Raw genomic sequence first — 22,066 nt, 5'->3', positions numbered from 1 at the left:
CCTACTCCTCGCAATCGCTGCGCGGCCTGCTCATAGGCTTGCGCCGTGCAGATCACAGACTTCTCAGGGGACCTGACCGGCTTTGGGCTGACGCTCGTCCTCGTTGGTGGGGCCCTCGCTCTCCTCAACGTCATCACGTGCATCGTGCTCATCTGGGCAGGGACGCTGTACATCGACAAGGCGCGCGGAGCTGCGCCCGGCAGCACTCGCCATGAGCGCGAGCGTCCACCAGGGCGGCGAGCCGCACAGTCATGAGTTCGGGAGTGACCTGGGTCGCAATCGCGGCTCTTGGGCTGTCGGTTGTGTCCCTCGCTTGGCAGATTGGGGCCGCAGTCTGGCGGCTAGGCCGGATCAAGGTCGGCCTCGTTCGTGCTACCCAGTTCGACTTTGACGAGGAGACACTCGTGAAACGGGGTGACACCATCGTCGAGTTCACCTTGACGATCTCCAATTCAGGAGCCAGTGGGGTGACGGTCTACGACGCCGGCCTCCTCGAACTCGAGCAGGGAGTCTCGACTTCGTTGAAGCTGATGCAGATGACGAACCGAGAGCAAGCGGAGAGGGGTGGGCCGGAGCAGCGCGCGCAGTACGTGGGCCCGGACCTGCCTGTGGAGGTGCCGGCCCGAGGCGTCGTGGAATGGCAGTTGCTTGATTCGTTCACCGCGAAGTCACCAGCTGATCGGCAGTACCGCGGTTACGCCGAACAGTATCGAGCAGGTCGCTCTCATAAGGCCACGTACTCGATGCATACGATGCCCCGCGGCATGCAGTACGACCCGGACTAGTTGGGCGCAGGGACGCTTTCACTCGGCGAGGTCAGACCGGCCGAGAATCAGCTCGCGGGACTGGTCATGACTTCGAGCGCGCTGAGCGATCTCGACGTAGCCGTTCCGCCACCGGGGCCTGGATGGACGACCCTCCTCGAGCGACAACGCGGCGCCCATGCGGGACGCCATCACGACATGTAGCGCTGCGAAAAGGGCGACACCGAGCAAAGCTGCTCATACCTCGCGGCGTTCGATCGAACGCTCGAATGTCCGGTAGAGGATTCTTGATCGAACAAAAGCGTTGCGATCAGGTGGGCCTGTCGTTGTTGCCGTATCCGGATCGTGAGCCTTCGATGGCGCTGTCGAGCATCCGGGCCCAGATGGCTCGAGAATCTGGGCTGAGGTCGCCGCCTTCGTTCAGGAGCCAGTGGCTCGCGGCGACGGTGACGCCGCTCATCAGTGAGCCGACGAGCAGATCCACTTCGAGCCGGTTCCAGCTCGGGTAGCGGGTAGAGACGTGCTCGGCCATGTGCAGCGAGGTTCGATCCATGATTTGTCGGAGGAGGGCTTCGTGGCGGGGTGATGCTTGGTCGCCTCTCCCGACGACTGCTCCAACGGACAGGATCACGTCGGGCATGCTCGTCGCTCGGAGCGACTGCGACACCTCGTTGAACACGGCCGCACGCGATCCGTCAGTTGCCGGTGCCGCTGACGTGGCCTCGTCGAAGGTCGCCCAGGCGTTCTCGAACTGCTCGACGCTCGCGGTCACGAGCACGTCTGAGACCGAGGGGAAGTAGTTGAACACCGTCGCCCGTGAGACGTCGGCTCGCTCCGCGAGCTCTTCGACGGTGAACGTGGGGCCTCCGCGCTCGATGACCAGTGCCGTCGCGGCGTCGAGGATCGAGCGCCGCGAGCGTGCCTTCAACATCTCGCGACGACCTTGAGGGGGAGCAGAGGAACTCATGCGCTCAGCCTAGTCGTCTATAGGTAGACGGCATCTATGTTTAGACGTAGTCTCCTCGTTGAGTGGGTCGCTCCACAAGGAAGGGCATCATGAAGGCGCACGAGCAGTCGCCCAAGATCCAGGCAACCCGTGAGCCAGGCGCCGGCGCTGACTGGTCCCGACGGTTCCGGTGGGTGTGGACTCTCGCGGCTGTCGTTGCGGCGGTCCTCGCTGGGTTGGTGGTGCTGCTCGCGGCGGGGAACCTCGTTCCCGCGGCGACGAACATTGTGACGCTCGGCGGCACGATGGCCTGGGCGAGCTTCGCGCCTCACCTCGTGATCGTCAGCGTCGTGGCGGCTCTTCTCTGCATTCCTCTCTGGCGGGCCAGGCGGCGCCCGGTGCTCCGGGGCATCGCCTCCGGGCTGGTGGCCGTGGCGCTCGTCGCCTCGACTGCCATCACCGCGTCGCTGGTGAACGCTGCGATGGAGAACGGTGGGTCCGTCAACCTGGCCCAGTCGTTGGCGACGACGAACCCGCCCGTGACCCCGACCGAGATCACGACCTACGTCACCGCCGACGGGCAGCCCCAACAGGCCCGGATCTACGAGCCAGCGGGTGGCCCGGAAGGGGCGCCGGTGATGATGTACATCCACGGTGGTGGCTGGTACATCGGTACCGCCGAGGAGTCGGACAGCATGGCCCAGCGGTGGGCTGACGAGGGCTGGTACGTCGTCAACGTCGACTACCGTCTCGCAGACGCCGAGAACGCGACGTGGGACAAGGCCCCGGCCGACGTCGCGTGTGCACTGACCTGGACGGACCAGCTGGCGGAGAAGGTCGGCGCGGACACCAGCAAGCTGACCGTCATGGGCGACTCCGCCGGTGGGCACCTGGCCATGCTCCTCGGGTGGTCCGCCGCCGCCGGGAGCGCCGCCTCCACCTGCCCCGAGCTCGGCGACGTGCCCGTTCCCGACGCTGTCGTGGCTGGCTACCCCGTGAGCAACATCGAGTACACGTACGAGGACGGCGCAGCGCCCCTGGCCGCCTACAACCCGCAGGAGTTCACGCGGTTCTTCCTCGGCGGGGCACCGGCGGAGTTCCCTGACCGTGCCCGCGCGGTCTCGCCCTCCACCTACCTCGGCGCGGACACCCCGTCGACTCTCGTCCTCCAGCCCGAGAGGGACGACTTCATCCCCGCCGAGGGCAACGACGAGGTCATCGAGGAGGCCCAGGACGCAGGCGTCGACGCCACGATCGCCCAGGTGCCGTTCGCCTGGCACGGGTTCGACGCCACCCGCGACAGCATCGGCGGACAGATCAAGACGACCGTGACGACGAACTGGCTCGCGGAACGCAACCTCGCACCCTGACCGCAGCGCACCACCACCCGCACCACCTGCTGGCACCACCATCGGGCCGGCACCACCCACCCCGCAGACTGATCGAGAGGCACCAGGAACATGCACGAGCACGACGCAGCACCACGATCGGCACGAGAGCACCAAGGCGGCACCGGCGCCCACCCGGCGCGGTTCGCCAAGGCGCGCACCGCTGCCGCTGTCGTCGCGGCGATCATCGGAGGGATCATCGCCCTCCTCGCACTCGGGACCGCGTTCGGGCCGGGTGAGTTCCTCGGGACCCTGGCATCGGCCTTCGCGTGGTCGTTCTTCGGCCCCCAGTTCGTCGTGCTGAGCGTGATCGCGGCTCTGCTGTGCATCCCGCTCTGGCGGGCGAGGCGCCGCCCTGTGCTGCGGGGCGTTGCCTCGGGCCTGGTGGTCATCGCACTCGTCTCCTCGACCGTCATCACCGGGATCATGGTCAAGGCCGCGTCGGACAACGGCGGCTCGGTCAACCTCGCGCAGGCGTTGACCCTCTCATCGTCGCCCGAGGGGCCGGATGAGGTCACGGCTTACGTCACCGTCGACGGTGAGCAGCAGCAGGCGCGCGTCTTCGAGCCCGAGGGTGGTGCCGAGGGTGCTCCGGTGCTGATGTACATCCACGGCGGCGCCTGGTACATGGGCTCCGCGGAAGGCTCCGACCAGATCGCCCGCTCCTTCGCCAGCAAGGGCTTCTACGTCGTCAACATCGACTACCGCCTCTCCGACGCCACCGACCCGACCTGGGACAAGGCCCCCGCGGACGTCGCCTGCGGCCTGGCCTGGACCGGGCAGCAAGCTGCCGCCGCGGGTGCCGACACCGACAAGCTCACCGTCATCGGCGACTCTGCCGGCGGGCACCTGGCCATGCTCCTCGGCTGGTCCGCCGCCGACGGCGCCGCCGCGTCCTCGTGCCCTGAGCTCGGAGACGTGCCCGTCCCCGACGCCGTCATCGCCTCCTACCCGGTCGCCGACCTGACATACACGTCCGAGAACGGGACCGCGCCTCTCGGAGTCGACCCGGAGGAGTTCATCCGGGACTTCCTCGGCGGCTCCCCGGCGGAGCAGCCCGAGCGACTCGAGGCGGTCTCCCCGCTCACGTACGTCTCGGACAAGACCCCGCCGACCCTCATCGTCGAGCCCGAGCGGGACGACTTCATCCCCGCAGCAGGCAACTACGCCGTGGCTGACAAGGCACGTCAGGCCGGGGCCGACGTCACGGTAGCCCGCGTCCCCTTCGGCTACCACGGCTTCGACAGCCTGCCGGGCAGCGTCGGCGGCCAAACCCGCAGCAGCATCGTCGTGAACTGGTTGCAGGGGCTCGACCTCGCTCCCTAGCTCCGCACGCGCACAGGGCGCCGCTTCGGTCACGACGACCAGAGCGGCGCCTTCTGCACGCAGGGGCGTCACCGGCGAACAGCACGGAGAGGTGCAGGAGATGGAGGCACCTCGAACCGGACGCCGATTCCCGCTAGGCCCCGTGTTCCAGAAGAACCCGGGGCCGACTTGCGGCCTAGGGCCCCTGTCGCTGCTGGGGTGCGAGGTCGCGCTGCTCCAACCAGGTCTTGGTGACGCTGTTCTTCACCTGCCCGCCGAGACTGCCCTGGAGGGCGTCGAAGGCATGCCACGCGAACGGGACGGAGACGATCCTCGCGTCGACACCCGCTTGCTGGGCGGTCTTGATCGAGCGATAGTTACCCTCGGCCGGGATGAAGTCATCCCGGTCAGGCTGCAACACCAGGGTCGACGGAGTGTTCGCACTAAGGTAGGCCAGCGGGGAGATGGCCCGCAGGCGGTCTGGGAACTCGGCCGGCGTACCACCGAGGAAGAGGTGCGTGAACTCCTGAGGATCGATCCCCGGAACCGGGGCGACGCCGTGGTCGTAGTTGTATTGGACGTCGATCGCGGGGTAGCTCGCCACGATCGCGTCGGGCACGGGAACCTCACCCTGATCGGCGCACGTCGACGCCGCGGCACCGTCAGCGGCAGACCAGCCGAGGAGCACGGCCAGGTGACCACCAGCGGAGTCGCCCATGATAGTGAGCCGGTCGTTGTCAGCGCCGGCCTCGGCTGCGTGACGGTCGGTCCAGGTGAGAGCGCACGCAAGATCGGCCGGCGCCTTGTCCCACGTCGGCTGCCGCGTGCTGGAGAGGCGGTAGTTGACGCTGACGACGTACCAGCCCTCCGCCGCCCAGTGCTGGGCTGTGGACTCGGACTCCTTGGCGGAACCCGTCTCCCAACCGCCACCGTGGACGTACATCATCACCGGCGCGCCCGCAGCGCCGCCCTCGGGCTCGTACACACGTGCCTCTAACGGCTCGCCGCCGGCGGTGACGTAGGTGGTGACCTCGGTCGGAGGCTCCGTCGGCGTCGAGAGCGTGACGGCCTGAACGAGATCCACGGATCCGCCGTTGGAGGTGACGGCCATGGCCAACGAACCGGTGATGAAGGTCGAGGCGGCCAGGGCGAGCGCCGCAGCCCCGGACGCGATGCCGCGGAGCACGGGTCGTCGCCGCGCCCGCCACAGCGGGATCGTCAGCAGCGCAGCGACCAAGCTGACGAGGACCAGGTGTGGGGCTGCGCTTGCCCACACGTAGGTGCCGGCGAGCGTGAAGATGTTCGACGACGCCGGGAACAAGTTCGCGGCAGCAAAGAGTGTCACAACGACTCCGAGCGCGGCAGCTACTACGGCGGCAAGCGTCCACAGGCGGGGAAAGCGCGTGCTCGAGCGCGGGGCGACGGAAGGCAGCTGGGGCATGCGGGATCTTCTTTCAGAAATCGTGCGCTAAGTCGAGCGGTATGGACTAAGTCTAAGGTTCGACGTAATCTAAATGACTGTCATGTGAGCTTTTGGAGGAACGAGAGCTGGCCGGTGTGGCGCACCTCCGTCGGCTGTCGGTGGCAATCGGAGTCAGAAAGCTGTCAAAAACGATCGATTCTGGGTGGACAGGCCCGAGGGTCAGAGCGGTCGGCCAGAAACCCGTAGATCGGGCGCCCGTTAGACGATCGGCTACCGGTCAGCGCCATGGAGGCCTCCTGGCCGTATCCGCTTACGGCCATGCGGACCGACGCGCCACAGCTGGGAGCAACCGGCGCGTGGTTGATCGGCTGCCCGAGGCGCCAGGCGGCGGGGTGAGGGTTTCGTTGAAGCGTCGCCAGCCACGCCTAGGCGCCTTGAGTCGTCATTGACTACTATCGACAGAGGAGGATCGCGATGAATACGAAAGCACAACGCGCAGCGCACTTGACGAGTCAACTGCGCCCGCACGGCGTCGGCGCAGGTCACTCCCGGTGGATCTTCCGCTCCCCAGTCCGCTCTCAGGACTCCGGCTCGGACCAGCTGCACGCGTTCGCCCTGCTGCGCAACGACCACGCAGCCGCAGCGTCGCTGAGGGCAAAGCGCGCTCGGACCGCACAGCACAAGACTGCTCGTTGAGCCACTGGGTCGATGGAGACGCGGTCCACCGACTGTTCAACCGGGCTTCACCTGCGCACCACTTGCCGTGATGCGCGGCAGAGGAACCGCGGCTCGTCCCTACCAATCCGAGCCGTGGGCAGCCGACGTTGAAGGCGTCATCCGTAGTACCCGACTGCCCGCTCGCGGTTCCCAGTTCACCAGACTGTTGCTCGCTGACGACGCATCTTCCCCGACCCTCCAGGCGGCCCTCATCGGTGCCGTCGGCTCCCGCAAAGACACGTACGACTTCGCCATCGTTGCCCTGGCCCGAGACGTGCGAGTAGCACAAGCCGGCGTTGGCGACGACATGCTCGCTGACTTCGACAGCTGGTGCCGGACCCACGCGGACGGCCGCGAGACCCTGGAACTCGCCGCAGCAATCCACGTCGACAATCTCCCAGCGCAACGACTCGCCGCAGGCAACGGCTGGGAGGAGGGCATAAACCTTGACGGCGACAGGCGCTACGCCTACTGGGGGAAGCAGCTCCAGGTCTGACGCCTGGCCGCATAGTTCCCAGGTCGGTAACCGATTGCTTCGGGTCCACGGAGTCGTTCGTTCACTGAGCGCAACTCACCCGCGGTGGGTGTCGTCGACGCACGTGCGGTAGCCGATCGGCTACCGAGATGGGCGCGATCGAGTTTGCTGTCGTTGTGTCGCTGCGTGTGCGCACAACGGTCCGTTAGCTTTCGCCTGTGAGTGACATACGCGACCTGCGCGAATCGATCGACCAGCTGACCGCGTCCATGTGGGGGGGGGCAGGGATTGGCCGAGCTTCGTGTCCACGCTGGTCGCGACGCTTGCTGGTGCCGGCGTGGCGGCGGGCGTTGCCTGGCTCATCCTGCGGCGCGAGCGCTCCGACCGGTATCGGGAGCGAATGTATGGGGCGATGGTGGCCTTGGCTGTGAGGTATCCCCCCCCCCACCGCTTCACGCGCTCGCGCGCTGAGCGAGACAAGAACTCGAGAGGTGTTATTTACGGACTACTCCGTGGGTCGTGGATGTTCTCTGTGCCAACACGTTCTTTTGGGGACCCAGGCGTGAGGTTGGTGATCACCGACTGGGGAAGCCGGTAAGACCTCCCAAAACGAGCTGCCGGCAGGTCACCCGACAGGATCATTCTGTAGACAGTTGCCTTTGATACGCGCATGATTGCCGAGACTTCGGCAACAGTGACGAAATGGTGGTCAACATTTCCACGCATAGTATTCCTTCGGTTCCATCGGAGCTCCGGGCCCAACGAATGTGGGATTGCTAGCTGACTGCCGTACAGTGCGGCCGGTCCTGCCACGGGCATACGATCTCGCAGGCGCCCTGGCGACGGAGACTGACACCCTCGCGTCCTGATTAGGAGCGCGTGCGAACAGATGCCTTCCGCCGTGTCACACGCGGCGCCGTCGCCGGGCCGATCGCCGTGCGCCTACTTCTTAATCCGTTGGATTGAATCGATACATCTCGGCAATAGGGTTCCGGAGGGCTCGCTTCGCTGCTGAAGGAAGGACGATCCCGTCCCGGACCATGGCTCCTATTGCGCCCAACGTCTTGCTTCTATCTAGCAGCGCGCCTTGTCGGGCGATGTTTGCGACTCGGCGCCCGCGTTGCTCCTTCATTGAGGCAGCGAGCATGGCGACAGGCGTGCTTCGGCGCGCGAGTTGCCCGAGCACGACGGCGTCCTCGAGTGCGAGCGACGCCCCCTGCCCAGCTGTCGGCGGGATGGCGTGTGCAGCATCGCCAATGAGAACGACACGCCCGCGGCCCCATAGCGTGGGGCGCGGGGGTCGGGAATGCGAGACGTCGAGGGGCCCGGAACCCGCCAGGAGGTCCGACACTGGAAGAGCGTCAGATCCGAGAAGTGACGGGAGTGCCGCCTGCCAGTCTGTGCTCCTCATGCCAGCAGCGGCACGCATCCCGCCGGCTACTGCACCCGTCCTGGGGTTTGCGAACCACCAGATCGTTGAAGCATCGACCCGAACGCTGCCGACGAAGCAGTCCCTGCCGAAGTGGAACTGCAGCGTCCCCGTCGCTCCGCCGTCAGTGTCGGATAGTTTGCTGCTGGTGTACGTTCCGCCGAGGTTGATGAGGTTCGGCAGCTTCTTCGCCGCTGTGTATCGGTTCGCGTCGACGTTGCGAGCTGTGAAGCTGCGTCGGACGGCAGAACCGATGCCGTCTGCGCCAATGACGATGTCGGCTGCGAAGTGTTGCAGTGATCCTGTGAGCACACTCGCCTTGTCTCCCTCGTCGGTCACGCTTAAGACGCGCGTTCCCGGTTGGATCGTGATTCCGCGTCGAAGTGTTTCTGCTCGCAGGATTCGATAGAGAAACGCTCGTTGTATCGAACGCGTCGCGAGTTGCTCTTCCTGCGACCCCAGCGGAAGCGTTGCAGTCAGGCGGCCCGTGAAGTCAAAGGTCTGCAACAGTGGCGTCGGGAATCCCCCTGCCGACACCGCGGCCCCAAGCCCAAGATTGTGAAGAGCGCGGATGCCGTTACTTGCAACCTGGAGCCACGATCCCTCGTCCTGAGCCGGTTTCTCGCCCCGCTCGAGCACGATCGGAGTATGTCCACCTTGGTGGAGCGCGATGGCAGCGGCGAGGCCGGCGATACCGCCTCCGACGATAAGTGCCTTCATTCTAGACCTCCGACGATCTTCGGCGGGCCGACGGCGCGTGCTCGGCTGCCCTGAAAGACCCTTCCCGAACGGGCGGTGGCTTGGTGATCAATCCTCCAGGAACGGCGGCCACTCCTTGTCGGTTGAATCCGTCGCTGCCGCCGGCGTAACGACCGCCGCGCTCGAGCTGAACCTTTCTGATCGAAGGACCTTTGTGCCAGATGTTCTTGCAATGCATTGTGTACGGGGCCAGTTCTGCGGTTGAGATGTGCGATCTGTCGGCGTGTGCCGCAGATCGGTGATTCACTGAGAAGGATCCACCTCGCTCGGCAGCCGTGTCACCGATCGGCGCGGACGCCAGCTGAGAACGCGGGCCCCTATCAGTGTGTTCCCGACAGATTGGCATCCGATACTGGGTTGTGACGTGGCGGTAGGACCCCGTCGCGGCTTCGTCGGGAGTCGCCACGACAAGACCAGCCAAGTAGGCGCCGAGCGCCACGATGACGAGGGCTGCGTACCTCAGCAATGCGTGATGATGCGTTCGCCTGATCATGATCGGTAGAACCTCTCGTTGAAACCTTGGTAGCACGGCAACGGCACATCTCCACCTGGTGCCGGTGGAATACGGCGCGCTCTTCGCATGTTCCGTTCATGAGGCCAAGTTTGTGAGATCGAAGGGTGCAGGGGCGGCACTAGTTGCCCCATTCGCACGTCGACGTTGCGTTTCCGTATGTCGAAAGGGTAGGCAGAAGAACTCCTCCAGGGCATAGGTCGCGAGTATCAACTTTGCAGCCATTCGGCTGGACAGGGCAGCCGAATGGCGGGCTGGCGTAGTCATCTCGATTGAAGTGCAGCTGCTCTTGCAGGGATCCGCGATTGCAGGCACTAACATCAGGCCGATACGGCGAGCGGATCAGTCTCGCAGGCGCCTCCCGTGGGAGTCCACCTTGCCTAATTCAAGTTGAAGACGAGCCCTTGAATACACCCTCAGGCTCACCCTGTTGCTTTCGCTCGGCGATCGCCTAACCTAATTGACGTCTTAACGTCCGCGGCCCATTGGCTGCAACGGCAGTTGCCAGGGCGGGGTAGAACATCGCAGTTAAGACTGCATTGCACATTGCATCTTGCACTATCAAAAGTCCGGAGCCTATATATGTTCGTAAACTCAGGGCGGCGCAACGCCCTACTCGTCGCGGTCGCTGCTGCATCACTCTTTGGTGTAGTGCTCTCTACTTCCCCTGCTTCCGCCGTAGAACCAGAACGTCAAACGCGGCCGGTTCTCGTAGGTACTCGCCTGCAATTCCGGTATGGCGGAGAGTGCACCGCAGGTGCCGTTGTTCGCCTCAATACCTGGGGTTCCCTCCTCAGTGCTAAGGAACGCGCAACACGATACGTGGTCGTCGCGAAGCACTGTGCAAACAGGGGGGACGAAGAGGTCTACGTGAAGAGCGACGCGGAGAGCGCACGCGGCGGTATCGCCGAGGTCGGGAATGTCGTCTGGCGTTCACCTGACACCGATCTCGCTCTCGTCAAGATCAACCCGACCGTGCACAACACGAGGGCCTGCGGAACCACGTCTCACGGCGGCCCCTCCTGCATCCCGATCACGTCGTACTCCGTGAACGCGCTCGGCCGTGTTCTTACGGCGTCTCTTCGGACTCGATCGATCTACGCGCAGCCTGTTCCCGGTTCCGGTGACCCCGGCGAGGATGAGACGTTCGCGACGAGCGGAAGCACGACCGGCGTGCAGCTCGAATGGAACAAGCTCTCCGAGCGGGCATGGCCGACCAATTTTAGGAACCGGCGCGATGGAGATGAAGCCGCAAGCTCAAATACTGCTTTCCTCCTCGGCGGCGATTCCGGTGGGCCGGTCTTCAACGCGTCAAGCGGCAAGCTGTACGGCATCATTACGGACCAGCTCCCCAGGACGACTCAGCCCAGCACGATGGTCTACATCAAGCTGTCCAAGTTCTTTAAGGAGATGCCGCGTTACAGCCTCGTGACGAGTTGATTCTCCGTGCTGCTCCCGTGGGTTGTGTCGCCGCGGGAGCAGCACTGGACGACCGGTTCCGGGATGTTGAGCGGCTCTTGGGGCATGTCGGCCCTTCCCTGGCGCACCCTGCCGAAACTATTCAATGCTCGCTCTAGAAGGAGGCATAGTGGTGAACCTACTCTGGTCAGTTTTATCGGTAGTTGTTGCTGCATTCAGTATCTTACTCTGGTTTGGTATCGTCGCCATCGTTCTTCTCTTGGGTGCCCTTTGCATCGCCGGGCGAGTGGGCTCCTAGTATTCAAGCGCCGACCCCGTTACGTGACCGTGATGAATTCACGGCACGCCAATCGTGGCTAGTGCCGCGATCCCTCCTTTCTTTATCTGCCACGGTGTGTCTGGGAGAGAAAGGGTGGGGAGGCGAGGGGCTCGTCAGGTGGCGACTCGCCGGGTATCGCCGCGGTATTCGGGCGACTACCTTGCACTTTAATAGACCGACGTATCATCGCTGATGCCACCGCGGATCCCACTACCGCAGGCGCTCGGTGTGCGCTGTTGGGGTGATCGATTTCGGGTCTGATTGCTCTTGCATTCGCTGTGGTCATCCGGGCTCTCGCTTTACAGGGAGCGTTTTTGCCGCGCTCAAGCGCAGGGGTGGCTGGAGATGTCATAGTTTCGCTGCTGGGGCAATTCGGCGAATGCAGATACTTTTTCCTTGTGACCTGATTGGAAACCTCATGGCCCTGCAGTACGACGCAGCAATGGGAAGACTCGCGCCTCGCGTGCCGAAGCGGACGTGGGTGGGTCTCATTGCGGTCGTCGTCGTGGTCGCCATCAACGTGGGTCTGGGCAATTTGTTGGCAATTGGGATCCCGGGGGCGGACGTCACCCTGAAATTCGCCGTGAGCCACTTCATTCCCCTTCCGATCACAATCATTGTCGCCCTGTTGTTTCTCCGATGGGCTCGGTGGGGCCGTGACGTTTGGGCGGAGACACCGACCTTGAAGCTGCGCCCAGCGCGACGGTGGCTGATCGCGATCCCGGCCCTACTCACGATGTCCGCCGTCCTGCAGGTCGCCGAAATCCCCTGGGCCGACCGGACTGCTCTCTTCGTGCTCGTTATCGTCGTAGGAACGGCGCTGGTCGGGTTCAACGAGGAGCTGTACGTCCGCGGCATCCTGCTCACCGCAGCGCGAGGTCGGCACGGCGAGCTCTACGCACTCACGATCTCCGCAGGCGTGTTCGCCATCGCACATCTGCCGATCAGTCTCATCAACGGTTTCCCCGCCTATGCGATCGGACTGCAGATCGGCGCGCTCCTCGTCGGCGGGGTTGGTTGCTACTGGGTGCGGCGCGTCACCGGGCGCCTCTGGGCCGCGATCGCGGTCCATGCCCTCACTGACTGCGTGTTATACCTCGGATCCGACTTCACTGACAGCCCCAACCACCACCGCTCACCGGTCGACCTCGACATCCTCGGCGTCCCTGTTGAGGTTGCCCTCTGGGTGATGTGTGTCATCAGCATCGTCAGCGTTGCCCGTGAGGACCGCCGCCGCCGCGATTCGCAGCACCACGAACTGTCACTCTGAACCTCACTCGAGACGTGGGCAGGGAACCCGTGCTCCCCTCCGAAGTCTTGGGCGACCCAGGGGGAACGTTGTGACGAACGTCGCAATCGATCGTTTCTCGGACCCTCTCGTCCGACGCCTCTGTGATCAGTGAGGGCTCGCTGTTCGTGTTGCAGATGGCTGTGCTGGGCTCCCTTGACCCCTTGACCCCTTGGCGATTCGGCGAGGTGTCTGGTGAGGGGCTTCTACGTTTCGGTCGTCAATGACAGGCTCCGCCGGCCTCAGCACGCGGACACTGTTGGCCTGCTACTGGTCGCGGGCAAGAACGACGCCGTCGTCCGGTTCTCCCGCGGCGCGCAGCAGACCCCGGTCGGTGTCGCCAATGATCTCCTCCCACCAGCAGTCCGCGCTACCGACACCGAGATCCCGGATCCTCGCGGGCTCCCGAGACGGCGCACGTGGGCGGTAGCCGATCCGGCTCTCGAAACGTCACCTTCCAGCGGGTACGGATCGAGCCGGGAGGCGTTCTCGCTCGGTCCCGGCTCGGTCCGTCGGGGCCAGAACAACGCCCTGTCCCCATCTAGGGACCGTTCCGGCCCGACTTACCGGCCGCACGAAAGACCCTACGGCTGATGAACGGCCGCGCGTATCGATTTCACCGCCGTTTGGCTGAGAGGGCCAGCCGATCGTCGGGAATATGTACTCTCTGAGAATGAAATGCGACCGTTCTTGCATTGATCCTCACCGCAGGCGCTAGCGTCCCCCTATGCAACGATCGGGCCGTGCGCGTCCGCAGTCCGCAGTCCGCAGTCTTGAGGTGGCCCATGAGCGCAGATTCCGTCATCACCGTCGTCGTGGTGGACGACGAGTCTCTGGTCCGTTCCGGAATCGCGATGGTGCTCAACGCGTCCTCTCGGACCTCGGTAGTCGCCGCCGTGTCGAGCCCGACCGCAGTGAACACTGTTCGCGAATACGCGCCCGATGTCGTCCTCCTCGACATCCGGATGCCAGCGCCGGACGGCTTGACCATACTGCGCGAACTCATGGCGGAACCCGCCCCGCCCGTCGTCGCGATGCTCACGACCTTCGACATGGATGAGCACGTGCTTGAGGCGTTGCACGGGGGCGCGTCGGGCTTCCTGCTCAAGGACACGGATCCGGAGCAGCTCGCCCGTCATGTCCTCACGCTCGCCGCTGGCGGCGTCGTTCTCGCGCCGGGTCTGCGACCGGGACGTCTGTTCCGTTCACCCAACGAGACGCCGCGCCCGGACCTCGTTTCTCAGCTGGGCAAACGGCAGATCACCGTGCTGCGGGCCCTTGCACGAGGACTTACCAACGCGCAGATCTGCACGGAGTGTGGACTCACCCTCGGCGCCGTAAAAGAGACGGTGAGCTCGATCGTGTTCACACTCGGCGTCGGCTCCCGCGTCGAGGCAGCGATCGTCGCCGATCGTGCCGGTCTGGTGCCGCGTTCATGACGCGGCCCCGAGTGCACGGGGTGCTCGTCGACCTGCTCGTCGTTGCAGCGTCCGCCATGGTGTCTTTCACCTTCCTGCCGTACGACCAGAATCCGATGCAGATCGCCGCGGCCGTCGTGGCCTGCGCGGGCCTTCTCGTGTCGCGTCGGCTGCCCTGGCTGAGCCTGGCGGTCGCACTACCCGCGTTTCTCTCGGGGGCCGCGCTCGTGCCGATCATGGTGGCCCAATTCCAAATTGGGCTCACCCGCTCGAAGCGGTGGCATTCCTACGCGGTGAGCGCGAGCGTCGCCGTTGCGTACATGGTCACCGCTGGTATTTACAATCCCCAGGGCTTCATCGACACGCTCGTCCTCGCCGTGGTCTACACAGCGATGCCTACGCTGCTCGGCGCGTTCCTTCGTGAGCGGCGACTGGTGGTGTCGCAGTTGCACGCGTTGCAGGACGCGCAGGCTCTTGGACAGCGGCAGGCTGCGGAGATGGCGCTCGCTCGAGAGCGGGCGGTGCTCGCCCGGGAGATGCACGATGTGGTGTCGCACCAAGTCAGCCTCATTGCAGTGCAGGCCGGCGCGCTCCAGCTTGCCTCCGACGATCCTCTGTCGCGCGACGTTGCGCGCGTCATCCGAGGGTTGAGCACCGCCACCCTCGACGAGCTCCGGTCGATGGTCGGGGTATTGCGCCATGCGGGCGATGTCGGCGGAGCAATTGCGCCCCAACCGACGCTCGACGACATCGCAGCGCTCATCACTGCGAGCGGAATCGACGTCACCGTCGCCATCGACCTGCCCTCGAGTCTCGGCCCAGCTGTGCAGCGTGCTGTCTATCGGACTGTGCAGGAGGGACTCACCAACGCGCGTAAGCACGCAACCGGCGCGTCGGTCGCGGTGTTCGGGCGTCTGGAGGCGGGCAAGGTCATTCTCGACGTTGACTCGGGCATCGCCACCAAACCCCTCCTCCACCTGCCGAGCGGCGGATACGGACTCACGGGCTTGAGGGAGCGTGCGCAGCTTCTCGATGGCACAGTCACCAACAGCATTCTCCCTGACGGGTCGCATCGCCTCCGTCTACAAATTCCTCTTTGAAACAGGCGGGCCTCATCTGAAATCACGCCGCGACGCTATTGAGAGGTCGTCCGATGAATCGTCGACCGGTCTGGAGCGCTACGGCTTGCGGCCGCATGTCAAAAAGGCCGTCGCCCGTGCATGTTTCCTCCATGGCTTCATCCAACACGAAAGGGTCCAAATGAAATTTTCGACCGTCCAGTGCTGGCCGTCTGCATCCTGGTGTCAGCATGCGTTTCACCGGAATCGGCGCGCAAAATGTGCTGACTCTTCCGGGTTCTTCCGCACGGAAAAACAGTGAGCGAGGAAACTCCGCGCTCGACGGAGGATGGTAGCCACTTGGTCATGTACCTCCTTCCAAATTACGGCGGAGTCATCATGGAACCGTGCGTCTGCCAGATAGGCAGGAACCACTTCAGTCCATTTCCAGTGTACGAACGGATCGCTCTTCCGTGCCTTCGTGCTGTGGCCCGGTTGTTCGAATGGCTGCGACGAGGACGGGGAACGGGCCGCCTGTGAAACGAAGGCGAAGACCGATGAGTACCAATACGCCCCCTGCAACGGCTACCGCGCCGGATGTCGGACCTACCTCGCCCTGGCTCGCCGGTCGACGGCACGTCGCGGTCCTTTGCCAGCCTCCGGCTGCCGTCGTGGTCGGCGTCCTGGTGACCATGGTCTGCGTCACCGCCAGTTTGATCAGCCTCAGCAGTGCGCCAGCTCAGGAACCGTCCCCGTCTCCTGGCCCCTCACCATCACACTGTGACGGGACAGCCGCACCCGCCGAGCGCGCTCCTCAGACGGGGGTGGCGGCCCACTGCCGCGGTCGGTGACACGGGCGTGCTCGCATCCGCTTGCGACATCACTTCTCCAGTATCACGACCGACGTTGGCGGAGGGTCGACCGCTTATCTCCGCACCCGGAAAATTCCGCGCAGTTCGTGCGACACCGACATGGCATCTACGAGGGCTTCATCGCGAGCTATCGAGACGGCTCTACTCCACCTCGCGGGACGGTCGCAGATGGTCGACCGACCGTGGGTGAATTGTGCGGGGCGTGGGGCAACCTCGGTCGAACTTTGCCTGAAGAGTGCTGCGCCCGGCCTGCGTCGATCGGGCACGTGAGGGGTTCCCTCTTTTGTCAGGGGTGCATGAGGACTGCTTGAACGATTGGCGCTAAGCAGCCTAAGGCCCCGTCCATTTGCCAATGCGAATCAGTCGCGACGCGAACGCTGGCGGCCAGGCTCGAAATGCTTTCTTGGTTCCTGTAAAGAGTTTCACTAGACGATTGTATAGGAACCTGCTTAGCATTGCTTGACCAGTTATCGGGCGCCTGAGCTTGCAGGTCCCGATCCCGATCAAGGTGATGCCTGCCGCCGCAACCGGTCTCACCATACTCCGCTCTGTATCGAGCGGAGGGCCGTTAGTACGGCGGAGCTGTACCGAGCGAGTTACTAGCAAATCGGCTGCTCGGAGGCGGCTTGATTTAACTGTTCGTGATTTTCCCGATGGTTACCAGATTGATTATCGTCGCCGGCCAACAACCGCAAGAGGGAGTAATCGATGATGAACCACAAGAACCCCCATGCCGTCCGGCATGAGCGTTCCGCCGACCTGGAAGCACGGCCCGGCAGATCACTAGGGCTCGGGCCGTACGAAGCGACAGTGCTTCCCTGTAAAGGGCACAAGCGCGGCGGGGGAAATGCTGACGGTCTAGATTTCGCCCTCTCTACAGTCGCCTCAGCCGCCCTATAACCAAGGAATGACGCGATCAGCGCTTCTGCTAGTAACGACGTTCCCTCGAAAGGACCCACATTGCTTCGACGCCCACTAGTCCCACGACGGATCGGACCATCGCACACGACCGCAATCGCCTTCACGGTCACGGCGTGCACAATCGGCGCGGTGTTGTTCGTCGCTGGCCCCGCTGATGCAGCTGTCCGTCAAACGCTGCCCAATTCGACCCCTTCGTGGGCAACCGTGGACAACGAGCTACGCAAGGTTACCGCCAGCACTGACGTGGAAGGCGAGGTATTCCTGCCGCTGCAAAACCAGCGCGGTGCCGAAGCTTTCGCGACCGCTGTGTCGACCCCCGGTAGTACCCACTACCGTAAACCTCTCAGCCCAGCTGCGTGGATCAAGCGGTACGCACCGTCGAGGGCTGCCGTCGACCAGGTCGCCGGCTTCCTGCGAGCGAAGGGCCTCCGCATCACGGCGGTGCCGGCAAGCCATCAGTTCGTTCTATTCCGCGGCCCTGCATCGGTTGTCAATTCGGCGCTCGGCGTCTCACTTCACACCTACAAGCACGCGGGTCAATCCCTCGTCGCGCCGTCAACTGTGCCTAGTTTGCCGACGTCGATAGCCCGTCGCGTCAGTGGAGTTAGCGTCGATCAGGGACGCCTGTTGACCCACCCGGATCTCGTCAGGCAGGGCGAGACGCCCCCGTCGGCGATGACGTCTCGTCCGCTCGCTCAGGAGTCGCCAGCTGCAACCGGTGTCGCGGCGAGGTGCTCGCGGTACGACGGCGAGCACACTGCGGTGGTGCCGGCCGCATACGGGAAGACCAGGGTGCATACCTTTGCATGCGGGTATGTGCCGAAGCAGATTCGGTCGGCTTACGGTCTTGATGCTCTGGCCGCGCGTGGCGTTCAGGGGCAACGACAGACCGTGGCGATCATCGGCGCGTATGCCTCGCCGACGATCGTCCGCGATACGAACAGTTACTCAGCTCAGCACGGCGAGCCGCCCCTGACGAGTTCAACGTTCCAGCAGCTCATTCCATCGCCGTCCGAGTTCACTGACAAATCGCCGTGCCAACAGCCGAGCGGCTGGCAGGGCGAAGAAACTCTTGACGTCCAGTCCGTGCACGCAGTGGCGCCGGCAGCGAAGATTCTTTACGTCGGGGGCACGAACTGCGGTGGCGGCATGGACGTGGCGGTGTCGAATATCCTCGACCAGGGGCTAGCGAACATCGTCAACAACAGCTATGGCGACGTGGGTGAAAACCTCGCGCTCTCCGTCATTCGGGGCCAAGAGAACCTGCACATTCAGGCAGCTGGCGAGGGCATCGGAATGTATTTCTCGAGCGGGGACAACGGGGACGAAAGAGCTTCGCTAGGTAGTGCGCAGCCCGACTTTCCTGCGTCCAGCCCCTGGGTGACGTCGGTTGGCGGCACCAGCATCGGCATCGGAAAGAACGGCCGTAGAACGTTCGAGACCGGGTGGGGGGACGCGCTCAATCCGATTGTCAGCAGCCCCCGTGGCAACGTCTACTCCAAGCCTTTGCCCGGCGACATCAGCGGCGCAGGCGGCGGAGGCCAGAGCACTTTGTTTGATCAGCCTGCCTATCAGCGGGGCATCGTGCCCGCGTACCTCGCAGGAGGCAAGCGTGTCTCTCCTGATATCGCGGCGATTGCAAGCCCCTACACCGGCTTCTCAATTGGATACCGTCCGATCAGCAATGAGGCCACTTTGGCGACCAGTGGCTTTGTGAACGAAACGACCGGCGGAACCTCCCTAGCCGCACCAGTGACTGCAGCGATCTCGGCTCTGGTTCAACAGTCGACCCATACGCGGCTAGGATTCGCGAACCCGACGTTGTACGCGACGTATCGCGCTACCCCGTCCGCGTTCAGGGACGTCCGACCTTCGGCGGCACCAATCGCGCTTGCCTACACGAGCAAGCCGCCCCGCAAGGACTACCTCGTAACGCTCGACCACGACACGTCGCTAACCACTGCCCCTGGGTATGACGATGAAACCGGCCTCGGAGCAGTGTCCTTCACAGAAATGACCCAGGTGGCCCGTCGGTAACAGGCGATTCCTCCACACGAGCCCGGCCGGAGATGCCGGTGTGCTGTGGAAAACGAGATTCCGTTCAACTTCATAAATGGCGGGATGGGTGAGGTGTGGGCGCGGAGCTATGCTCGTTAGGCGATCGCCTGGGGGGCCCGATGGCGCCGCTCCCGTGACAGTGCACCATGGGTGGCACGTGCGAATGGTGGGGGCCGCTTTGTCTGCTACAGCGGCGACCGGAGTGGTTCGCGGGTCGCCCATATATGTGCCGTGATCCGAACCGCTTATCAGGGAGAAAATCATGTCTACGTCGAGTGATCACCAGCATGCTGGTGTGGCCGAAAGTAAGCAACTTGTTGTTGTGATTGGAGCGTCAGGAGGTATCGGCGCGGCGGTAGCTCGCCAATACATGCACGAGGGAAGCCACGTCATCGGCACACATCGAGGCTCTGGCGTTCCCGAGGGTGTGGAGCCGTTCACATTCGACATCACGGATCCGGATGGCGCTCTCGATCTGTTCCGTTTCGTCGCCAGCAAGGGTAAGCCGGACGTGGTGGTTATTGCATCCGGGATGACGAGGGATGCTCCCTTCGTGCGTATGTCCACGCCCGCGGGTTGATCGTCCGGTTGGACGAGGTCAGCTCACTCAGAGTGCACCCACCGCTTCTGTCCGAGGAACTGGATGGCCGTGATGCCGAGGATGATGACGAACAGCACCCACGCCCCGGCCGATGCGAGTCCGAGCTGCTGGGTCTGGAACCCCGTGTTGTAGATGTACTGCACCAGGGTCTCGGTCGCGGTGCCGGGGCCGCCCTTCGTCAGGACGAACGGCTGCACGAACACCTGGAACGAGGTGATCAGGGTCATCATCGTCGCGAAGAAGATCGACGGCGAGATGAGCGGGAACTTGATCCGCCAGAACATCTGCCAGGCGTTCGCCCCGTCGAGCTGCGCAGCCTCGATCTGGTTCTCCGGCACCGAGTCGAGCGCCGCCGAGAAGATCAGCATGTTGTAGCCGAACCCCTGCCAGACGCTCATCGCGACGACGGCGAGCATGGCCCAGTTGTCGTCGGCCAAGAAGTTCGGGGCGTTCACGCCGACGGTCGACTGCAGCGTCGCGTCGATGGCACCGCCCGGCTGGTACAGCATCCGCCAGACGACGACGTTCGCGACGATCGGCGTGATGGTCGGGATGAAGAACAGCACGCGGAAGACGTGCCGGTGGCGGATCTTCGGCGTGAGCCAGGCCGCGAGCCCGAGGGACACGACCAGGTTGAGCGGCACGTAGAGCACGACGAACAGCACGGTGTTCAGCGTCACGGTGCGGAAGATCGGGTCGGAGAAGAGCTGCGCGTAGTTCGACAGGCCGGCCCACGAGCGTTCGCCGAGCATCGGCCAGTTCATGAAGCTCACGACGAGCGACGCGAGGATCGGGAACGCCGTGAACACGACGAGGCCGATCGAGTGCGGAGCGGCGAAGGCGGCGCCCCACCAGGAGCGGCGGCCGAGCTCGGCGTCGGCGCCGCTGTCCTTCCGGCGCGGGGCCGCTCCGGTCGCGACCGCGACCGCGGGGGCGGGCAGCGCCGCCTCGGCGGGTGGGTCCTGGATGGTGGTCATGCGACGACCTCCTCGTCGTTCGCGCGGTCCTGGTCAGGGGATGGGACGGACCGGGAGGCGCGGGGCGGGGTCGACCTCCGACTCCGCAGGCTCCGTCGGCGCGGCCCGCGCAACGCTTCGCGTCGCTCGAAGCGGGCCGCGCCCGTCCGTCAGGGGGTGACGCCCGTCACTGCGAGCCGAGCTGGCTCGCGATGGACGACATCGTCTCCTTGCCGGAGGTCTGTCCGTTCACCGCCTGCAGGGCGTACTGCGCGAAGAGCTGGTTGAGCTGGTCGCTCTGCTTGTTGCCGGGCAACGGGGTGGCGTTCTCGAGTCCGGTCTTCAGGGCGTCCTCGACCCCGTCGATGCCGGCGTTGTCGTACCAGGCCTGCTGCGCCGCGGTGCGTGCCGGGAACGCGCGCCCCTGCTCGGCGAGCGAGGTGAGGGTGGCTTCGTTCGTCATCGTGGTGATGGCCTTGAACGCCTGCTCGGGGTACTTGCACTGCTTCGAGATGCCGAAGCCCGACCCGGCGGCGAACGAGCTGGGGCCGTCCGTGCCCGAGGGGATCGTCGTGATGCCGAGGTCGAACTTGACCTTGGCCTTCTGGCTGATGATCGACCAGGGGCCGTCGCTGTACATCGCGACGTCACCGGACACGAACGCGTTGTCGTCGGTGGAGCCGTCGGTGCTCGCCTGCGTGGCGTAGCCGTCCTTGACGAGGCTGCCGATCCAGTCGAGCCCCTCGGCGAACTCCGCGTTCGAGGCGTCGAGCGTGCCGTCGGCATCGATCACCCGGCCGCCGTTGTAGCCGAGGATCATCGACTCGAGGGGGATGTCCTCGACGCTCGTGCCCCAGATCGGCGTGCCCGCGGCCTTGAGCTCCTTCGCAGCGTCCTCGAACTCGTCGACCGTCCAGCCCGGCTTCGGCTCGTCGACGCCCGCCTTCTCGAAGATGTCCTTGTTGTAGAACATGACCATGGGGCCGGTGTCGTACGGCAGTCCGTAGAGCTTGCCGTCGACCTTCATGCCGTCGAGCCCGGTCTGGTCGTACTCACCCAGGTCGAGGTCGGCCTGCTTCGCCATGTCGTCGATCGGCACGAGCACGTCCGTGTAGTTCGCGGCGCGGAGCGACTGGATGCTCACGATGCAGGGTGCGGTGCCGGTGGACAGCTGGGTGCGGAGCTTGGTCCAGTAGTCGTTGAAGGGTGAGCCCTGGATCGAGACGTCCACGTCGTCGTCGGTCTTGACCGTGTCGGCGACCTTCTGCCACGCGGCCTTGTCCTCCTTCCCGGCGATCCACATGGCCCAGGTGAGGGAGTCCTTCGACTGGCCGTCGCTGGCGTTGCTGCCAGCGGAACAGCCGGTGAGCACGAGCACGGCAGCTGCTGCTGCCGCCAGCCCGGCGGTGCGTCGTCGTTGCATCGGTGTCTCCACTTCG

17 protein-coding genes are annotated in these 22,066 nt (G+C 64.5%); 11 read left to right on the top strand and 6 right to left on the bottom strand.

Features of this window, described 5'->3' with window-relative positions; translation table 11 throughout:
- The first annotated feature begins 45 nt into the window (after positions 1-45).
- Together DEI98_RS18320 and DEI98_RS06865 are read left to right on the top strand one after the other, a co-directional pair.
- Complete coding sequence (locus tag DEI98_RS18320) at positions 46-255, top strand: hypothetical protein (protein WP_146237763.1); 210 nt, start codon at positions 46-48, stop codon at positions 253-255.
- A gap of 8 nt (positions 256-263) precedes the next feature.
- Positions 264-785 (top strand): hypothetical protein, encoded by a 522-nt coding sequence (locus DEI98_RS06865; RefSeq protein ID WP_110865411.1) that lies wholly within the window; start codon positions 264-266, stop codon positions 783-785.
- A 289-nt stretch (positions 786-1,074) separates the two neighbouring features.
- On the opposite strand, the gene DEI98_RS06855 is transcribed toward DEI98_RS06865, so the two are convergent.
- Positions 1,075-1,731, bottom strand: coding sequence for a TetR/AcrR family transcriptional regulator (locus DEI98_RS06855; protein WP_110865409.1), 657 nt, complete (start codon positions 1,729-1,731; stop codon positions 1,075-1,077).
- An 89-nt stretch (positions 1,732-1,820) separates the two neighbouring features.
- On the opposite strand from DEI98_RS06855, the gene DEI98_RS06850 reads away from it, so the two are divergent.
- Together DEI98_RS06850 and DEI98_RS06845 are read left to right on the top strand one after the other, a co-directional pair.
- Positions 1,821-3,080 carry an alpha/beta hydrolase gene (locus DEI98_RS06850; protein WP_110865408.1) on the top strand — a complete coding sequence of 420 codons (1,260 nt, stop codon included), beginning with the start codon at positions 1,821-1,823 and terminating at the stop codon, positions 3,078-3,080.
- 90 nt (positions 3,081-3,170) lie between these two features.
- Positions 3,171-4,424: an alpha/beta hydrolase gene (locus DEI98_RS06845; RefSeq protein WP_110865407.1), complete on the top strand. Its 1,254-nt coding sequence runs from the start codon at positions 3,171-3,173 to the stop codon at positions 4,422-4,424.
- Positions 4,425-4,599: 175 nt separating this feature from the next.
- Here DEI98_RS06845 and DEI98_RS06840 read toward each other — a convergent pair whose 3' ends face one another.
- Positions 4,600-5,844, bottom strand: coding sequence for an alpha/beta hydrolase (locus DEI98_RS06840; protein ID WP_111100312.1), 1,245 nt, complete (start codon positions 5,842-5,844; stop codon positions 4,600-4,602).
- An 865-nt stretch (positions 5,845-6,709) separates the two neighbouring features.
- Between DEI98_RS06840 and DEI98_RS06835 the strand changes: the two genes are divergently transcribed.
- Positions 6,710-7,039: a hypothetical protein gene (locus DEI98_RS06835; RefSeq protein WP_110865405.1), complete on the top strand. Its 330-nt coding sequence runs from the start codon at positions 6,710-6,712 to the stop codon at positions 7,037-7,039.
- Positions 7,040-7,516: 477 nt separating this feature from the next.
- Here the strand turns inward: DEI98_RS06835 and DEI98_RS06830 are convergent, their stop codons facing one another.
- Positions 7,517-7,744: a helix-turn-helix domain-containing protein gene (locus DEI98_RS06830; protein ID WP_110863052.1), complete on the bottom strand. Its 228-nt coding sequence runs from the start codon at positions 7,742-7,744 to the stop codon at positions 7,517-7,519.
- A 223-nt stretch (positions 7,745-7,967) separates the two neighbouring features.
- The gene (locus DEI98_RS06825) at positions 7,968-9,167 is read right to left on the bottom strand and encodes an NAD(P)/FAD-dependent oxidoreductase (protein WP_110863053.1); all 1,200 of its coding nucleotides are present in this window, start codon (positions 9,165-9,167) and stop codon (positions 7,968-7,970) included.
- Between the two features lie 1,372 nt (positions 9,168-10,539).
- On the opposite strand from DEI98_RS06825, the gene DEI98_RS06820 reads away from it, so the two are divergent.
- The 6 genes from DEI98_RS06820 (at position 10,540) to DEI98_RS06790 (ending at position 19,650) form a co-directional block, all read left to right on the top strand.
- Positions 10,540-11,157: a S1 family peptidase gene (locus DEI98_RS06820; RefSeq protein WP_258370427.1), complete on the top strand. Its 618-nt coding sequence runs from the start codon at positions 10,540-10,542 to the stop codon at positions 11,155-11,157.
- 716 nt (positions 11,158-11,873) lie between these two features.
- On the top strand, positions 11,874-12,725 hold the full coding sequence (locus DEI98_RS06815) for a CPBP family intramembrane glutamic endopeptidase (protein ID WP_181437969.1): 852 nt from the start codon (positions 11,874-11,876) through the stop codon (positions 12,723-12,725).
- Between the two features lie 803 nt (positions 12,726-13,528).
- A complete protein-coding gene (locus tag DEI98_RS06805; protein WP_110863287.1) occupies positions 13,529-14,182 on the top strand; it encodes a response regulator transcription factor in 654 nt (217 codons plus the stop codon).
- A gap of 20 nt (positions 14,183-14,202) precedes the next feature.
- Positions 14,203-15,261, top strand: coding sequence for a sensor histidine kinase (locus DEI98_RS06800; protein WP_258370428.1), 1,059 nt, complete (start codon positions 14,203-14,205; stop codon positions 15,259-15,261).
- A gap of 1,880 nt (positions 15,262-17,141) precedes the next feature.
- Positions 17,142-19,049 (top strand): protease pro-enzyme activation domain-containing protein, encoded by a 1,908-nt coding sequence (locus DEI98_RS06795; RefSeq protein ID WP_258370757.1) that lies wholly within the window; start codon positions 17,142-17,144, stop codon positions 19,047-19,049.
- A 316-nt stretch (positions 19,050-19,365) separates the two neighbouring features.
- Positions 19,366-19,650 carry an SDR family NAD(P)-dependent oxidoreductase gene (locus tag DEI98_RS06790; protein WP_181422558.1) on the top strand — a complete coding sequence of 95 codons (285 nt, stop codon included), beginning with the start codon at positions 19,366-19,368 and terminating at the stop codon, positions 19,648-19,650.
- A gap of 23 nt (positions 19,651-19,673) precedes the next feature.
- On the opposite strand, the gene DEI98_RS06785 is transcribed toward DEI98_RS06790, so the two are convergent.
- On the bottom strand, positions 19,674-20,648 hold the full coding sequence (locus tag DEI98_RS06785) for a carbohydrate ABC transporter permease (protein WP_110863059.1): 975 nt from the start codon (positions 20,646-20,648) through the stop codon (positions 19,674-19,676).
- Between the two features lie 166 nt (positions 20,649-20,814).
- Entirely contained in the window at positions 20,815-22,050 is a 1,236-nt protein-coding gene (locus DEI98_RS06780; protein WP_258370756.1) for a sugar ABC transporter substrate-binding protein, read from the bottom strand.
- Positions 22,051-22,066: the final 16 nt, after the last annotated feature.

The organism is Curtobacterium sp. MCLR17_034, from assembly GCF_003234485.1.
GTDB lineage: Bacteria > Actinomycetota > Actinomycetes > Actinomycetales > Microbacteriaceae > Curtobacterium > Curtobacterium flaccumfaciens.
Note: the sequence above shows the minus strand (reverse complement) of the source record. Positions and strands in the feature narration are given on the sequence as shown.

Bases quoted from the DNA above. Each gene is read 5' to 3' on its own strand.
- DEI98_RS06855 (WP_110865409.1), bottom strand. From the start codon at position 1,731: ATGAGTTCCTCTGCTCCCCCTCAAGGTCGTCGCGAGATGTTGAAGGCA.
- DEI98_RS06850 (WP_110865408.1), top strand. From the start codon at position 1,821: ATGAAGGCGCACGAGCAGTCGCCCAAGATCCAGGCAACCCGTGAGCCA.
- DEI98_RS06845 (WP_110865407.1), top strand. From the start codon at position 3,171: ATGCACGAGCACGACGCAGCACCACGATCGGCACGAGAGCACCAAGGC.
- DEI98_RS06840 (WP_111100312.1), bottom strand. From the start codon at position 5,844: ATGCCCCAGCTGCCTTCCGTCGCCCCGCGCTCGAGCACGCGCTTTCCC.
- DEI98_RS06830 (WP_110863052.1), bottom strand. From the start codon at position 7,744: ATGCGTGGAAATGTTGACCACCATTTCGTCACTGTTGCCGAAGTCTCG.
- DEI98_RS06825 (WP_110863053.1), bottom strand. From the start codon at position 9,167: ATGAAGGCACTTATCGTCGGAGGCGGTATCGCCGGCCTCGCCGCTGCC.
- DEI98_RS06815 (WP_181437969.1), top strand. From the start codon at position 11,874: ATGGCCCTGCAGTACGACGCAGCAATGGGAAGACTCGCGCCTCGCGTG.
- DEI98_RS06805 (WP_110863287.1), top strand. From the start codon at position 13,529: ATGAGCGCAGATTCCGTCATCACCGTCGTCGTGGTGGACGACGAGTCT.
- DEI98_RS06785 (WP_110863059.1), bottom strand. From the start codon at position 20,648: ATGACCACCATCCAGGACCCACCCGCCGAGGCGGCGCTGCCCGCCCCC.
- DEI98_RS06780 (WP_258370756.1), bottom strand. From the start codon at position 22,050: ATGCAACGACGACGCACCGCCGGGCTGGCGGCAGCAGCAGCTGCCGTG.